The sequence below is a fragment of the Agromyces binzhouensis genome (assembly GCF_004135055.1).
Taxonomy (GTDB): Bacteria; Actinomycetota; Actinomycetes; order Actinomycetales; family Microbacteriaceae; genus Agromyces; species Agromyces binzhouensis.
On sequence record NZ_SDPL01000031.1, the window covers coordinates 1 to 14,629 of the forward strand.

Below are 14,629 nucleotides of genomic sequence, written 5' to 3' on the forward strand. Positions count from 1 at the left end.
CATCCGTCCGCCGGGGCGTGCGCGGCGCGGCGCGTCGCACCGCGCGTGCGTTCCGGCGGCGAGGGGGTGGCGCGTGACGAAACTGGTGCTCGCGCACGACTACCTCGTGCAGGTCGGCGGCGCCGAGCGCGTCGTGGCGGAATGGGCTGCCGGCTTCGACGCGCAGCGCGTGGTCACGCTCGCGTACCGGCCCGAATCGACGTTCGCCGCGTTCGCCGCGATGGACGTCGAGGCCTCCATCCCGGCCGCGATGTCGGGCCAGGTCGAGCGGATGCTGCCGGCGCTGCCGGCCATCGCGGCGCGGACGCGGGTGGCGGGCGGCGACGTCGCCCTCGTGTCGTCGAGCGGGTGGGCGCACCGGTTCCACTACGAGATGCCGCATGTCGTCTACGTGCACAGCCCCGCCCGATGGCTCTACGCGGCCGACGACTACCGGCTTCGGCTGAGCGCCGTGCGACGAGCGGGCCTCGCGGTGAGCACGCCGATCCTGCGTCGCGGCGACGCCGAGGCGATGGCGCGGGCGACCGCGATCGTCGCGAACTCCGAGGTCACGCGCGAGCGCATCCGGGAAGCGTACGGACTCGAGTCGATCGTCGTGCACCCGCCCGTGGAGCCGGTCGCCGACGAGGCGGTGGCGCCCGGTCGCGAGCTCCCACGCGACTTCGCGGTGGTCGTCGCGCGCGACCGCGGTTACAAGAACGTGTCGCTGGCGGTCGAGGCCGCGCGAGCCGCCGGGCTCGAGATCGCCGTCGTCGGCTCGGGCTCGGAATCGCTCGACGACCCGGCCGAGGGCGTGCACGGCCTGGGCCGCGCGACCGACGCCGAGCTGTGCTGGGTGTACCGGAACGCCGCGGTCGTGATCGGCGCGGGCCGGGAGGACTTCGGCCTGACGATCCTGGAGGCGGCGCTCGAGGGCACGCCGGCGGCGACCGTCGCGGCGGGCGGGTACCTCGAGACCGTCAGCCCCGGAGTGAGCGGCGCGCTCGCGGCATCCGCCACCGTCGACGACCTCGCCGACGCGATCCGGACGGCCCGCGGGGTGGACCCCGCCGGCGTCCGTGATTGGGGACGCGCGTTCCGGCGCGACGCGCACGTCGCGCGGCTCGCTAGCCTGATCGAGGAGGCGGTGGGGCGGGCGTGAATGAATCGCAGGTGAGCGTGCCACTGCAGGTGCGCCTGCGCTTCGGGCATGCCGCGGTGCAGCGTGTCGCCGCGTCCGCGGGTATCGACCTGCTCCACATCAAGGGCGCCGCCGTCGACCCGGAGTTGCGCCCCGAGGGGTACCTGGGCAGCGACGTCGACGTGCTCGTCCGCCCCGACCACGTCGACGCGATCGATGCGGCACTTCGCGAGCAGGGTTGGGAGCTGTACAGCACCTTCCAGCACGGTTCGCCGTTCGGCCATGCGCAGACGTACCTCCACCCCGCATGGGGGTACGTCGACATCCACCGACGCTTCCCGGGGATCCGACTGCGACCCGACCAGGCGTTCGAGCTGCTCTGGTCCGGCCGCCACGCGTTCGACATCGCCGGCGTCGCGTGCCAGGTGCCCAGCCGGCCCGCACAGGCGGTGATCCTCGTGCTGAACGCCGCGCGCTCCGCGAAGGGCGCCCGAGCCGACGTGATCACGGTCTGGGAGCGTGCAGACCCGGACCGCCGAGCGGAGATCGACGGACTCGTGGAGCGACTGCACGCGGAGGTCGCGTTCGCCGCGGCCGCCGGCGGGCTCGACCGGTTCCGGACGGACCGGGAGTACCGGCTCTGGAAGGTCGTCTCCGAAGGCGGATCGCGATCGGCCGAGTGGTGGGCGCGCATCCGTTCCGCGCCGACGACCTGGGCCGGCGTCCGCATCGCGCTGCGCGCTCCGCTCGTGAACGTCGACCACCTGGCGCACCGCCTCGGGCGGAAGCCGACCCCGTTCGACATCGCCGTCGAGTTCGTCCGCCGACCGCTCGTGGCGGTGTTCGAGGGCATCAGGAGCGCCTGGCGCCGCGTGGGGCCCAGGCGGGTGGTGCGCTGATGGGCGGGTATCGGCCGGCCGACGCGACGAGCGTCGTGGAGCACGAGGACGTGCTCTACGCCGCGACCCTGCCCTCGGGGCCGATCCTCGTGCTCGACGGCATCTCGGGGCTCATCTGGGAGGTGGCCTGCGAGGACTCGGACGCGCCGGTCGTCGACCGCGTCGCCGAGCTGACGGGAGCCGACCCGGGTGACATCCGCTCCGAGGTGGAGCGCTTCGTCGGCGACCTCGTCGACCGGGGGCTGCTCGTGCCGCGCGCGGGCTGACCACGACCGCCGCCGCACCGTGGCCCGCGCGGCCGCGGCTATGATTCCGGGAGGCCCGCCCGACCGGGAGCTCCGGGCGGAGGCCGTGGAGGCGCAGGATGGCACGAGCCCGGGTCGGAGGCGGCCTGATCGCACAGCTGCGCCTGATGCTGCACATGGCGGACGTCGATCCCAGGCGGTGGCTCGCGGGCACGGTGGCGGCCTCCCTGGTCCTCGCAGCCCTCGACACGCTCGGCGTCGCGGCCATGGTGCCGCTCACCCAGCTCGCCACGGGCGGAGACCTCGATTCGGGCACCCTCGGCTGGATCTCCGACCTCGTCGGCACGACCGACCGGTCGGTGCTCATCCCGATCGTGGCGATGTTCGTCGCGGCCGTCTTCATCGTGAAGAGCATCGGCGCGATCCTGTTCCGGTGGTGGTTGCTCGGCCGCACGACGAAGATCTCCGCGCTCTCCTCGGCCGAGCTCGCTCGCCGCTACGCGCTCGCGCCGTACGCCGAGCACCGCGCCCGCCGCATGAGCGAGATCTACCGGAACATCAACGACGCGACGAACCAGTCGGCGAGCGTCCTGCTGGGCCTCGTGAGCATCGCGACGGACGCCCTCGTGCTGGTCGCGATCACCATCGTGCTCGCGATCGCGTCGCCGGCCGTCACGCTGTTCGCGGTCACGCTGTTCGCGGTCCTGGTGTTCGGCGTGCAGATGAGCCTTCGTCGCCGCCAGTACCGCATCGGCGAGGAGATCGCCGCCGCCGGCCTCGCATCGTGGCAGTTCCTGCTGCCCGGCCTCGACGGCTTCCGCGAGGCGAGGCTGACCGGAAGCTCGAACGCGTTCATCGACGGGTTCCGCGAGTCGCGGCTGCGCCGGGCACGTGCGTCGCGCGAGATGGGCATCCTCTCCGACGCACCGCGGTACCTCCTCGAGATCGGCTTCATCTTCGCGATCCTCGGCATCTCCGCCATCCTCTTCACGACCTCGACGCCCGCCGAGGCGGTCACGGTGCTCGGCGTGTTCGCCGCGGCGTCGCTGCGCGCGCTTCCGACGCTGAACCGCATCTCGGGCAGCTTCGCGACGATCCGCACCGGTCGCGCCGGACTTGACATCGTCTCGCGCGCGGTCGCCGAGCTCGACGCCGGAGGACGGCACGACGAGCGGCCCCACAGCCGGGAGCGCTTCGAGGGCGACATCCAGCTGCGCGACCTCGGGTTCCGATACGCCGACGCCGAGGACTTCGTGCTCCGCGAGGTGTCCCTTCGGATCCGGCACAACGAGACCACCGCCTTCGTCGGCTCCAGCGGGGCGGGCAAGAGCACGCTGCTCGACCTCGTGCTCGGACTGCTCACGCCCACCGAGGGGGCGGTCGAGGTCGGCGGCCGTTCGATCCGCGACGACCTGGCCTCGTGGTACGCCGAGCTCGGCGTCGTGCCGCAGGACGTCTTCCTGCTGAACGACACCCTGACGGCGAACATCGCCTTCGGCGTCCCGGACGACGAGGTCGACCTCGCGAGGATCCACGAGGTCATGGTCATGGCGCAGCTGGACGCGCTCGTGGCCGCCCTCCCGCAGGGCCTCGACACGGTCGTGGGCGAGCGCGGGGTCCGGCTGTCGGGCGGCCAGCGGCAGCGCATCGGCCTCGCGCGGGCACTGTACCGTCGCCCGAGCGTCCTCGTGCTCGACGAGGCGACGTCGGCGCTCGACAACCTGACCGAGCACGAGATCGCGACGACGCTCGCTCGGCTGCAGGGCAGCCTCACGATCCTGATCGTCGCGCACCGGCTCTCGACCGTCCGCCATGCGGACACCCTCGTCTTCCTCGCCGACGGACGCATCGAGTCCGAGGGCACCTTCGACGAGGTCCGAGCGCAGAACGCGGACTTCGCGAGGCTCGTCGAGCTCGGCGAGCTCGACTGACCCAGCGGGCGTCGGGTCGGCGGCCGGGGGCCGTTCAGGCGGTCGGGGTCGCCCGGATGGAGCGGTCCAGGGCGTCCATGAGCGTGGCGCTCCGCCGCGGATCGACCTTCCTGCAGAAGGGGGATCCCGACGCCCGGAGCACGTCGAGGTCGTCGAGCGTGCGGGTCGTCGGGCGGTCCGCCTCGACATCCCACGTCACCTGCGTGACCGGCGGCATGCCGTTCGGCGGCGCGTGCCACGACAGGGCGGTCACGAGCGCCGACTCGTCGGGGATCACCGAGTGCCGGTAGAGACGGCGCAGCGGCGATCCCGGCGCGAGGTCCTCGTCGAGCAGGCGGTCGAGTTCCCGGCGGCCGAGCGCGATCCACTGGCTCCCGCCGAAGCAGGGGCGTTCGGCGGAGAACGGGGTGCGGAGCCGTCGGATGCCGTAGTGGAGGCCTCGCCCGCGCGTCACGATGCGCACCCCGAGCACGGGTTCGAGGCGGAGGGCGACCGCGCCCCTGATGCGCCGCCAGAGGCGGTTCGCCGCTCCGTCGCCCGGCCGTAGCCCTGCCATGGCGGCGGGTGAGCGGAACCAGCGGTACGTGTACCGGGTGAGCTGGTCGTCGCCCTCGCCGCGGCGCCGTCCCCAGTGCGGGGTGTACCGGAGTTCCCGCGCGTCGCCGATCCAACCGCCGGTGGCGACCGCCTCGGCCTCCCATTCGTCGAGCCGTCGGATCGGGTAGTCGCGGCCCGAGACGAGGCAGACGAGATCCGGATCCACCAGGTCGCGGGCACGGCCGAACGCGAGCAGCGTGGCCTCGACCAGTTCCCAGGATCCCCAATCGGTGGCGAGCCCGTGCTCGAAGACCTCGACGCGGGCGTCGTCGACCTCGGACGGGAATCGGGTCGTCCGGGCGTCATGCGCGACGATGACGTGCGCCTCGGGGCTCGACGAGCGGATGGCGCGCACGAGGCGCTCGGCCTGGCCCCAGTCGTCGTGGGTGAGGACGACGTACACCGTGCGGATCGGTCGGTCGACGACCCCTCGCGAGTCCGGATTCCGAGCCATGCGGCCAGCCTAGGACCGGGCAGGTCGGCGACGCCCCGCCCCGCGACCGCGTCGGCGTGGATAGAATCGCCCCGATCACCGAGCCGAGACGGGAGAGCATGGGCGACGGACCGAAGCTCAGCGTGTGCATCGTCACGTACGAGCGTCCGGCGTTCCTCGAGCGCTGCCTGCGCTCGCTCGAGGCGGGCCTCGACGCAGATGCGCAGGTGATCGTGGTCGATGCCTCCGCTGAGGACCGCAGCGGACTGGTCCGGTCGATCCGGGCGAGCGCGATCTACGTGCACGCGCCGCACCTCGCCGGGTGGATGACCCGATCGCGGAACGAGGCGCTGCGTCACGCGCGGGGTGAGATCGTGACGTTCCTCGACGACGACGTCGTCCTCCGCCCGGGGTGGGAGTCGGCGCTCCTGGCCGCCTTCGCCGACCCCTCGGTCGCCGCGGTGGCGGGCCGCACGTGCAACGGCCACGACGGCGAGGAGCACTACGCGCTCCCGGTCGGACGGCTGCTGCCCGACGGTCGACTCACGGACGGATTCGCGTCCGTGCAGGACGGATTGGTCGACATCGACCACGGTATCGGCGCGAACATGTCCTTCCGGCGCTCGCTGCTGGCCGAGCTCGGCGGCTTCCGCGACGACTACCCCGGCACCGCGCTCCGCGAGGACACCGACATCTTCCTCAGGGTGCGTGCGCTCGGGCGACGCGCGGTGTTCGCGCCCGATGCCGCCGTCGACCACCTGCCCGCCCCGCACGTGCGCGGCGCGCGCTTCGACACCCGCTACAAGCTCTACGGGCGTCGGAACCACATGGTCCTCCTCGCCCGCGACGGCGGACTCGGTTCGCCGCTGCTCCGGAAGTGGGTCGGCGGCCAGTTCGCCGCGGTGGGCCGGAGCCGAGGGATCTCGGCGAAGGCGAAGCGACTCGGCGTGACGATCGTCGGGGTGGCATGGGGCACCGGGGCGGCGTTGCGCCAGGCGAAGCCGCGCCCGCTGCCCCCGCGTCGCGAGGACGCACTCGGTCGTGAGTTGCGCGCGGCGCTCGGCGACGGCGTCAGCGCCTCGCATCCGGAACGGACCCGCGGGGAAGGCGGCCGATGACGCGGGCGGCCCGGCCGGCGATGCGGCTGAACGCCTACGTGCTCGCCGGCGATCCGGCGTGGATCGCCGAGAGCCTCGGTTCCTACTATCCGCTCGTCGAGCGGATCGTCGTGTCCTACGACCGGTCCCATCGATCGTGGTCCGGCCACCCGCTCTCCGTGGAGGAGTCCCTCCGCCGCATCAGCGCGCTGGACCCGGAGGGCAAGGTCGTGCTGCTTCCGGGCGACCATGTCGCGGTGGATCGATCGCTGATGGCGACCGAGACCGCCCAGCGCCAGGCGGCGCTCGATGCGGCCTCCGAAGGGGCGGACTGGGTGCTGCAGCTCGACACCGACGAGGTGCTGCCGGCGCCCGGAGTCCTGCTCGACCAGCTGGCGGCCGCCGACGCGCGCGGCGCGGGTGCACTCGACTTCCCGCTCAGGAACCTCTACGCGATGACGGAGGACGGCCGCTTCCTCGAGCAGTGCGGACGGTTCTGGACCACGCAGGCGGCCTACCCGGGCCCGGTCGCCGTGCGGGCCGGGACCGCGCTCACCGTGGCGAGGCAGGCTCGCGGCGTCCTCCACCATCGCGTCGACGTCGCACCTCGCAACACCGATCCGGCCCACCCTCGCAACACGCGGGTCGACGCCGTGATTCCGGCCGCCCATGCGGTCCTGCACCTGAGCTGGGTGCGGACCGAGGAGCAGATGCGCGAGAAGCGCGACGTCTCGGGCTACGCGGCGAACCGCGATTGGGACCGGGACCTCGCCCGCTGGCGCTGGCGGGCGAAGCACCCGTTGCTGACCACGGCAGCGGCGCCCGTGACCCGCAGGTGGTGGGACCGCTACCGGCTGGTGGCCGTGCCGCGGCTCTCGGGCTCCCGGCCCTGACGCCTCGCCGAGACCGACTCGCCGCGTGGTCAGCCGCGGCGCCGACCGCCGATGCGGCGTCCGATGCGCCGAGCCGATCGCGGGAGCATCGCGACGACCCGATCGCGCCGGCGGGGGAGGATGTCTCGCGCGATCGTCAACGCCTCGCGATAGGCGCGGAGGTCGCGCGCCCGCCAGCAGGCGCGGAGGGCCCACTCCAGCACGTGTCGGTAGTACGGCGAGTACGCCTCGAGCGGCCGGTGCGGCGGGGTGGGCAAGGTGCTCGGCTGCCAGAACGAGCGGATGGCGCGAAGCGCCGTGAGGCCCTTCAGCGGTGAGCCGGTCCGGGTGATCGACCGAGCGTCGTCGCGGAAGTACGCGAGCCGCTCGGGCAGCGAGCGCCATTCGGTGAGGCGCGCGACGTTCACGTACATGACCCAGTCCTGCGCGGTGACGAAGCCGTGCGGGAACCCGCCCGCTTCGACGATGACGTCGCGCCGGACTGCGGTGGTGCTCATCGAGCCGCGCATGCGCTCGAGGAGCAGGTCGAAGCTGCGACCCTCGATCTGCAGGTAGGAGAGGTCCTTCCTCGGCTCGGCGGTACGAGCCGCCGCGAGGCACTCGTCGAGCGTGCGTGCGGAGAACTCGTCGCCGGGGCCCGCCACCGCCGCGAAGCTCCAGTAGGCGGTGTTCATGGCCAGCGTTCCGGTCGCGGCCTCGGCTTCGACGCGGTCGAGGTAGCCGGGGTCGAGCAGGTCGTCGTCGTCGAGGAAGCAGACCCAGTCGGTCTCCACTCGGGAGAGCCCGGCGTTCCGCGCCGCGGCGACGCCGGCCTTCTCGATCGGTGCGACTTCGACGGGTCGGCCGCGCAGCACGGCGATCGCGGGATCGTCCAGGCCGTCGGGCACGACGACCACCCGGTCGAACGGACGCGTCTGCCGGAGGGCGCTGTCGACCGCCTGGGTCACGAGGTCGGGTCGCCGATGGGTCGGGATGACGAGGGCGAACGTGACTCGGGGGCGTCCCGCTCCGCGATCGTCTGGCACGCGTGTCATCGTAGCCGTGGGTTCCGCCGCCGCGGGCACCTGCGATACTGGAGCGAATCTCACTGAAGGACCGGGGCCATGAGTTCGACGAGCGAGCGCCGGGCGATCCGGCACCTGCGGGTCGTCGAGTGGTGGTCCGGTGTCTGGCGCTGGGTGCTGATGGCGTTCGGCGCGGTCGCGGTCATCTACCTGCTGCTCGACCGCGGGGCCAGCGGTGGGGCGGTCATGGCGGTCGTCCTCGCGGCGTTCATCGTGGCAGCGTCGCTCACCGGGTCGAAGCCGCTCGCCATCGCGCTGTTCGCCGTGCCCGGGCTCCTGATCCCGCAGCGCATCGGGATCGGCGGCGGCGACCTCTCCGTGTCGGACGCCGCGCTCGCCGCGGCGTTCGGCACCGCACTCCTGCTCGGTCAACGGCCCTACAGCACGCCCCTGCGCCGGCTGCTCATGCTCAACCTCCTCTACCAGTTCGCGACGCTCTTCACGGTGCTGGTGAATCCGTACCTCGCCAACACCTTCGAGTGGTTCCACGCGTGGCTCCTCGTCTCGGGCGCGCTCATCGTCGGCTGGGCGCTCGGGGCGGCCGGGTACGGCCGTCTCGCCCTGTCGATGATCGTGTTCACCGCCTGCGTGCTGGCCTTCATCACGCTCGTGCAGGCCGCAAGCCAGTACACGGTCGGGAACTTCGGTCCGGCGGCGCCCTCGTGGCCCATCTCGATGCACAAGAACTTCGTCGGCACGGTCTTCGCCTTCGCGGCGGTGATCGCGTACCTGAATCCGGACTGGGTGGGCTGGACGAAGGGCTGGTCGCGACTCGCGTTCTGGATGCTCGTCGCCGGCACGGTGGCGTCGCAGTCGCGTCAGGCGCTCATCGGGCTGATGGCCGCGGTGATGGTGGCCGTGATCCGCCGCAGCACGTCGCGCCGCTCGCGGATCCTGATCCTCCTGCTGCTCATCCCGGCGGCCTGGCTGATCGTCTCGATGGTGGTCGAGCAGGTCCAGTCGCAGAACCAGCACAACTCGGTGTTCCAGCGGCTGGACTGGTTCCGCGAGGTCTACCACTTCTGGCGCGAGTCACCCATCTTCGGGCACGGCCTCAGGTACTGGTACCAGCCGGGGAACCTCCCCTACCAGCCGCCTCAGGGCGAACTCGAGGTGCTGGCGAGTGCCGGCCTCGTCGGGCTCGCCGCCTTCGCGGTGATGTGGGTCGGAATCCTGCTCGTGCTCTGGCACATCGACCCCCGCTTCGGCACCCTCGCGGTGGCCGTCGTGTTCTCCCGGCTCGTCCAGGCGCAGTTCGACCTGTTCTGGGTCGCCGCGCAGGTCTCGATCCCGTTCGTGATCGCCGGCGTCTGCCTCGGCGCGATGGCCAGAGAGGAACGTCGTGCCGACGTGGAGGCGCTCGCACCACCTGGGCGGGCCCTGGCCGGCCCGGCCTCCAGGGGGGTCCGCTAGGCGCGGACGAGCAGGTTGGCCGTCACGAGTTCGTCGAGGGTCGCCTCGATGATCGCCGCCGGGTCGACGCCCGGGGGCGGCTCGGGCATCTCCTTCAGCGCCGCGTCGGTGATCTCGGCCGCCGTGCTGTCGGCGGCGGAGAACCACAGGACCGGTCCGAGCCCGTCGAGCACGGTCACCAGGTTCTGGCGGAACACGACGAGCGCATCGTCGACGCTCAGTGCGTCGCGGTACTCGCTCCGCCGATAGAGCGTTCCGGGGGCGGCCTCGACGACCACCTCCTCCTCTCCGAGCTTGGCGCCGCAGTCGCAGTCGTTCGTCGACACGCCCACGTCGACCAGATGGGGCGACTCGTCGGTCCGTGTCGAGAGGATCTCGTCGACCAGCTCGCCGAGCGTCTCTGCCTCGGAGTACACGACGCGGCGCACGCCGCCCGTCGACAGGATCGTCGAGACGAGCGTGCGCAACGGGTTCCGGAGCGACGAGAGGAAGCTCGTCTGCGGGACCAGAGCCTCGAGCGACTCGAGCACCGGGATCGTCTCGACGTACGGCTCCGCGATGCCGTCGCGACGGTCGAGCACGACGATGGCGTCGAGCACGAGCGGTGCGTCGGGCAGGCCGCGGAGACCCTCCGAGGAGGCCGGATGCGGGGTCTTGGAGTCGGGATCCGTGCCGATGGACAACGGCTTCCGGTACGGCACGACGTCGCCGCCCGGGTAGACGGCGAGCGTCTCGTCGGTCACGTAGCCGTAGTGCCGCCCGAGTGCGCGGGAGGCCGTCGTCTTGCCCCGGCCGGAGGGGCCGACGAGTGCGATGACGCGACCGTCGTCGAGCGCGACGCCTCCGGCATGCAGCATGAGGGCCGAGCCGCTCAGCCCCGCGATGCCGGCGAGCGTCGCCTCGGAGACGATCCGGGCGGCGAGCTGCTCCGCCGACGGCGCAGAGATGATGCGGTGCTGCGGGTCGGACGAGTGCCGGCCGTTGCCGAGGTTGGCGGTCAGCGTGACCGTCGGTTCGGCGCCGTCCTCGACGAGGTCGACCCAGTGGCCGCGGATGCGCTCGCGGAGTTCGGCGGGCACGGAGGCGTCGAAGTCCACGCGTACCACGGAGTCGAGGACACGCACGTCGAAAGCGGTTGACATACCATGGACCCTACTCGCTCATGGTCCACCGCACCGCGGATGGGACGATGGCACGACCCGGAGGTGTCCATGGAACTGCGCGACTACCTCCGCGGGCTGCGCCGGCATTGGGTGGCAATCCTGCTCCTGACCCTCGTCGGCGTGGGCGCGGGCTACGGCTGGACGGTGCTCCAGACGCCGGTCTACGTGGCGAGCACGAGCGGGATCGTGCAGTCCACCGGTGTCGGCGACGTGTCCAACGTCTCGCTCGGTGACAGCGTGGCGCGCTCGCGGGTGCCCTCCTACCTGGTCATGGCCGGCTGGACCGATGTCGCGCAGGGCGTCATCGACGACCTCGACCTGTCGACCACGCCCGAGGCGCTGATCCAGCGCGTCACCGTCGAGAACCCCACTGGCACCGTCATCCTCAGCGTCACCGCACAGGCGCCGACGGCCGAGGGCGCGCGAGAACTGGCGGAGGCGTGGCTGATCTCGCTCGGCTCGGTCGTCGAGGAGGTCGAGGTCGAGAGCAGCCCGACCGGCGCGGCGCCCGTCCAGGTCGTCACGCGAGAGTCGGCATCGCTGCCCACGAGCCCCGCTTTTCCCGACGTCCAGACCGCGCTGATCGTCGGAGGCGTGCTCGGCCTGGGCTTCGGCATCGCGTTCGCGATGATCCGAACCGCCGCGGACCGGCGCATCAGGAACGCCGAGGACACCGAGTCCAAGACCGGCGTCGCGGTGGTCGGCACCATCCCGTGGGTCGCCGGGTTCGACTCGGGTGAGCGTCTCGTCGACACCTCGGCGGCGAACCGCACCGGGCGGACGGGCACGTTCGCCGTCTCGGAGGCGCTCCGCTCGCTGCGCACCAACCTGCAGTTCATGGACGTCGACCATCCGCCGAAGACGATCGTGGTGACGAGCCCGCTCCCCGGAGACGGCAAGTCCACGATCGCCTGCAACCTCGCCCTCACGCTGGCAGCGGCGGGATCGACGGTGGTCCTCGTCGACGGCGACCTGCGACGCTCGATGGTCGCGAAGACGATGGGGCTGCCGAGCGGCGCCGGTCTCAGCGATGTCCTCGCCGGTCGCGCGGCGCTCTCCGAGGTGCTCCAGCGCACGCCGAAGTCGAACAACCTCCTCGTGCTCGCCGCGGGCAGCGTGCCCCCGAACCCCAGCGAGGTGCTCGGCTCCGAGCGCATGCACACCCTCATCGCCGACCTGACGAAGCACGCGACCGTGATCATCGACGCTCCGCCGCTCCTGCCCGTCACCGACGGCGCCGTGCTGGCCCACCAGGCCGACGGCGCGCTCGTCGTCGTCACGCTCGGCAAGACCACGTACGACCTCCTCGAGAAGGCACTGGACACCCTCCGCAAGGCGCGGGGTCGAGCGCTCGGCATCGTCCTGAACAAGGCGCCGATCCGGGGAGCGGATGCCGCGACCTACTCGTACGAGTACCGGCGCGACTACACCTCCTCCGGTTCCGAGGGGACGACCGAGGCCTCGCCCGAGACCGGGAAGCCGGACTCGAAGCGGCGTGGGCGCAAGCGCGCCGCGAAGGACGCCGAGCTCGTGACCGAGCCGCCGGCGAACGAGCGCGGTTCGCGCGACTGACGCGTGGCCGGAACCCAGTCGCACGGGACGCTCGGCGCGGCATCCGTCGAGGGCCGCCCGCGCATCGCCCTCGTCAGCTCGTCGTTCGCGCCCCACGTCGGAGGCGTCGAGGAGCACGTCCGCCAGGTCGCGCACGAGCTGCGGTCCGACGGCTGGGCGGTCGAGGTGTGGTCCGTCGATCGCGGCACCGGCCCGGTGGTCCGCCTGGTCGAGGGCACCACCGTGCGCTATCTCCCGACGCCCCTGCCGACGGGGTCCCTCGGCGGCGTCGCACGGTTCGTGCGCGCGCTCCCCGACGCGTGGCGACGTTGGCGACGGGCGAGTCGGGAGTTCCGGCCCGACGTGATCCACGTGCACTGCTTCGGACCGAACGGCGTCTACGCCCTGGCGCTCAGCCGACGTCTCCGCCTGCCGTTGGCGGTCACCTCGCACGGCGAGACGGTCGCCGACGACAACGCCGTGTTCGAGCGGTCCGCGGTGCTCAGGACCGCCTTGCGTCGCGCACTCCGCCGTGCAGCGGCAGTGACGGCCCCGTCGACGTTCGTCCTCGACGAGCTCCGACGCGACCACGGCCTCTCCGGCGGCGACGTCGTCCCGAACGGGGTCGACCTGTCGCTGGTCGGCGATGCCGATCGCAGTCCGTTCGCCGGGCGCTACCTGCTCGCCGTCGGCAGGCTCGGGCGGGTGAAGGGGTTCGACCTGCTCGTCGAGGCCATGGCGGGCCTCGGAGCCGATGCGGGAGTGCGGCTCGTGATCGTGGGTGACGGTCCCGAGCTGGAGCGCCTCCGGGCTCTCGTCGCCGAGCTCGGACTCGCGGATCGCGTGGAGTTCGCGGGCCGCCTCGATCCGGCTGCGGTCGCGGACGCGATGGCCGGCGCGGTCTCCGTCGTCGTGCCGAGCCGAATCGAGGCGTTCGGCATCGTCGCCCTCGAGGCGTGGCGGAGCGGCGCGCCCCTCGTCATGACCGACCGCGGCGGCGCGGGCGGCTTCGTAAGGGACGGGGTGGACGGCGTCCTCGTCGATCCGCTCGACGGCGCGGCCCTGCGCGCGGCGATCGTCGCCGTCGTCGGCGACGAGCGACTTCGCGCCGACCTGGTGGCAGCGGGGCGGCTGCGGGTGGCCGAGTTCACGTGGGCGCGCGTGGCTCGGGCGTACGAAGAGCGATACGAGGCGGTCTCCGGCACGAGCGGAGACGGCGCTCGTGTCGCGGGAGGGGTCGAGCGGTGACGTACACGAACCCCGTGCGTCGGCGTGCACGCCAGGTGCGCAGGCTCGCTGCCGCATCGACGCATCGGGCGATGTGGCGCGGCGGGGTCGTCGTGCCGGCGACGTGGTGGGACGGGCACCCGAACTTCGGCGACGACCTGACGCCGTGGCTGCTGCCCGCCTACGGCATCGCGCCGGTGCATCGGGTCGCGGGTCGTGCGCGGCTGTCCGGGGTCGGCAGCATCCTCGAGTTCCTGCCCGAGGACTACGCGGGCGCGGTGTGGGGCAGCGGTCTGATGTACGGACGCCCGCACCCGCTGCCACGGGCGGAGATCCTCGCCGTGCGCGGGCACCTGACTCGCGACCTCATCGGAGCACCGGACGACGTCGCGCTCGGCGACCCCGGCCTCCTCGTCGCCCGGCGGGCACCACGCCCGCGCGTGCGGTGGGACGTCGCGCTCGTCCCGCACGGACACCACCGCGGGCACGAGCCGTTCATGTCGATGGCGGATGCCGCGGGGCTCCGCGTGCGCGTCGTGAACGTGCACCAGTCGGCGGCGCGGGTGGTCCGCGAGATCGCGGCGGCCGACGCGGTCGTGACGACGTCGCTGCACGGACTCGTCACGGCGGATGCGTACGGGATCCCGGCGACGTGGACGATGCTCGACCCGCCGCTGAGCGGGGGCCCGTTCAAGTTCCACGACTACGAGTCGGTCGTCACCCCGGGGCGGAGCCGGTTCACGCCGTTCGACGCGGCGCTCGGACTGAGGGGCATGCTGGATGCTGCCGACGTCGCTCCGCGGGAGACCGTCGAGCGAGCCTGCGACGATCTCGAGCGATCGATCGCGCGGCTGGGCGACGTCGTCCCGGGATTGCCGCGCTACCCGGTCGGCGCGTTCGGCGTGCTCGCCGGCCGCGGCTAGGCGACCCGACGCGCTCGGGCCGGCCGGCCCGACGTCACGCGAGCTTCGTCCAGACCCGGGCGTGGGCCTCGGC

The 14,629-nt window shown here is 72.5% G+C and carries 13 protein-coding genes; 10 read left to right on the forward strand and 3 right to left on the reverse strand.

Annotation, left to right across the window (positions count from 1 at the left end; all coding sequences use genetic code 11):
- The first annotated feature begins 73 nt into the window (after positions 1-73).
- From ESO86_RS03440 to ESO86_RS03455, 4 genes are all read left to right on the forward strand, one after another.
- Entirely contained in the window at positions 74-1,141 is a 1,068-nt protein-coding gene (locus tag ESO86_RS03440; protein ID WP_165307274.1) for a glycosyltransferase, read from the forward strand.
- Between the two features lie 11 nt (positions 1,142-1,152).
- Positions 1,153-2,019, forward strand: coding sequence for a nucleotidyltransferase family protein (locus ESO86_RS03445; protein ID WP_165307276.1), 867 nt, complete (start codon positions 1,153-1,155; stop codon positions 2,017-2,019).
- A complete protein-coding gene (locus ESO86_RS03450; protein WP_129233493.1) occupies positions 2,019-2,285 on the forward strand; it encodes a PqqD family protein in 267 nt (88 codons plus the stop codon). The genes ESO86_RS03445 and ESO86_RS03450 overlap by 1 nt, the downstream gene beginning before the upstream one ends.
- Before the next feature lie 98 nt (positions 2,286-2,383).
- Entirely contained in the window at positions 2,384-4,195 is a 1,812-nt protein-coding gene (locus ESO86_RS03455; RefSeq protein ID WP_129233494.1) for an ABC transporter ATP-binding protein, read from the forward strand.
- Between the two features lie 34 nt (positions 4,196-4,229).
- Here the strand turns inward: ESO86_RS03455 and ESO86_RS03460 are convergent, their stop codons facing one another.
- Positions 4,230-5,246, reverse strand: coding sequence for a hypothetical protein (locus ESO86_RS03460; RefSeq protein ID WP_129233495.1), 1,017 nt, complete (start codon positions 5,244-5,246; stop codon positions 4,230-4,232).
- Between the two features lie 98 nt (positions 5,247-5,344).
- On the opposite strand from ESO86_RS03460, the gene ESO86_RS03465 reads away from it, so the two are divergent.
- Positions 5,345-6,343 (forward strand): glycosyltransferase family 2 protein, encoded by a 999-nt coding sequence (locus tag ESO86_RS03465; RefSeq protein ID WP_129233496.1) that lies wholly within the window; start codon positions 5,345-5,347, stop codon positions 6,341-6,343.
- The gene (locus ESO86_RS03470; protein ID WP_129233497.1) at positions 6,340-7,215 is read left to right on the forward strand and encodes a hypothetical protein; all 876 of its coding nucleotides are present in this window, start codon (positions 6,340-6,342) and stop codon (positions 7,213-7,215) included. The genes ESO86_RS03465 and ESO86_RS03470 overlap by 4 nt, the downstream gene beginning before the upstream one ends.
- 29 nt (positions 7,216-7,244) lie before the next feature.
- Here ESO86_RS03470 and ESO86_RS03475 read toward each other — a convergent pair whose 3' ends face one another.
- The gene (locus tag ESO86_RS03475; protein ID WP_165307278.1) at positions 7,245-8,240 is read right to left on the reverse strand and encodes a glycosyltransferase family 2 protein; all 996 of its coding nucleotides are present in this window, start codon (positions 8,238-8,240) and stop codon (positions 7,245-7,247) included.
- Between the two features lie 78 nt (positions 8,241-8,318).
- On the opposite strand from ESO86_RS03475, the gene ESO86_RS03480 reads away from it, so the two are divergent.
- Complete coding sequence (locus ESO86_RS03480; RefSeq protein WP_129233499.1) at positions 8,319-9,692, forward strand: O-antigen ligase family protein; 1,374 nt, start codon at positions 8,319-8,321, stop codon at positions 9,690-9,692.
- Here the strand turns inward: ESO86_RS03480 and ESO86_RS03485 are convergent.
- Positions 9,689-10,834 carry a hypothetical protein gene (locus ESO86_RS03485; RefSeq protein WP_129233500.1) on the reverse strand — a complete coding sequence of 382 codons (1,146 nt, stop codon included), beginning with the start codon at positions 10,832-10,834 and terminating at the stop codon, positions 9,689-9,691. The genes ESO86_RS03480 and ESO86_RS03485 overlap by 4 nt on opposite strands.
- A gap of 69 nt (positions 10,835-10,903) precedes the next feature.
- Here ESO86_RS03485 and ESO86_RS03490 point away from each other — a divergent pair, with 69 nt between their 5' ends.
- The 3 genes from ESO86_RS03490 to ESO86_RS03500 are packed head-to-tail and all read left to right on the forward strand — an operon-like array spanning position 10,904 to position 14,556.
- Positions 10,904-12,427, forward strand: a complete 1,524-nt coding sequence (locus ESO86_RS03490; protein ID WP_165307281.1) for a tyrosine-protein kinase domain-containing protein — start codon at positions 10,904-10,906, stop codon at positions 12,425-12,427.
- A gap of 3 nt (positions 12,428-12,430) precedes the next feature.
- On the forward strand, positions 12,431-13,654 hold the full coding sequence (locus ESO86_RS03495) for a glycosyltransferase family 4 protein (RefSeq protein WP_129233502.1): 1,224 nt from the start codon (positions 12,431-12,433) through the stop codon (positions 13,652-13,654).
- Positions 13,651-14,556, forward strand: coding sequence for a polysaccharide pyruvyl transferase family protein (locus ESO86_RS03500; RefSeq protein ID WP_129233503.1), 906 nt, complete (start codon positions 13,651-13,653; stop codon positions 14,554-14,556). The genes ESO86_RS03495 and ESO86_RS03500 overlap by 4 nt, the downstream gene beginning before the upstream one ends.
- Positions 14,557-14,629 lie beyond the last annotated feature (73 nt).

Excerpts from the sequence above, each read along its gene's own strand:
- ESO86_RS03450 (WP_129233493.1), top strand. The coding sequence starts at position 2,019 with ATGGGCGGGTATCGGCCGGCCGACGCGACGAGCGTCGTGGAGCACGAG.
- ESO86_RS03455 (WP_129233494.1), top strand. The coding sequence starts at position 2,384 with ATGGCACGAGCCCGGGTCGGAGGCGGCCTGATCGCACAGCTGCGCCTG.
- ESO86_RS03460 (WP_129233495.1), bottom strand. The coding sequence starts at position 5,246 with ATGGCTCGGAATCCGGACTCGCGAGGGGTCGTCGACCGACCGATCCGC.
- ESO86_RS03465 (WP_129233496.1), top strand. The coding sequence starts at position 5,345 with ATGGGCGACGGACCGAAGCTCAGCGTGTGCATCGTCACGTACGAGCGT.
- ESO86_RS03470 (WP_129233497.1), top strand. The coding sequence starts at position 6,340 with ATGACGCGGGCGGCCCGGCCGGCGATGCGGCTGAACGCCTACGTGCTC.
- ESO86_RS03480 (WP_129233499.1), top strand. The coding sequence starts at position 8,319 with ATGAGTTCGACGAGCGAGCGCCGGGCGATCCGGCACCTGCGGGTCGTC.
- ESO86_RS03485 (WP_129233500.1), bottom strand. The coding sequence starts at position 10,834 with ATGTCAACCGCTTTCGACGTGCGTGTCCTCGACTCCGTGGTACGCGTG.
- ESO86_RS03490 (WP_165307281.1), top strand. The coding sequence starts at position 10,904 with ATGGAACTGCGCGACTACCTCCGCGGGCTGCGCCGGCATTGGGTGGCA.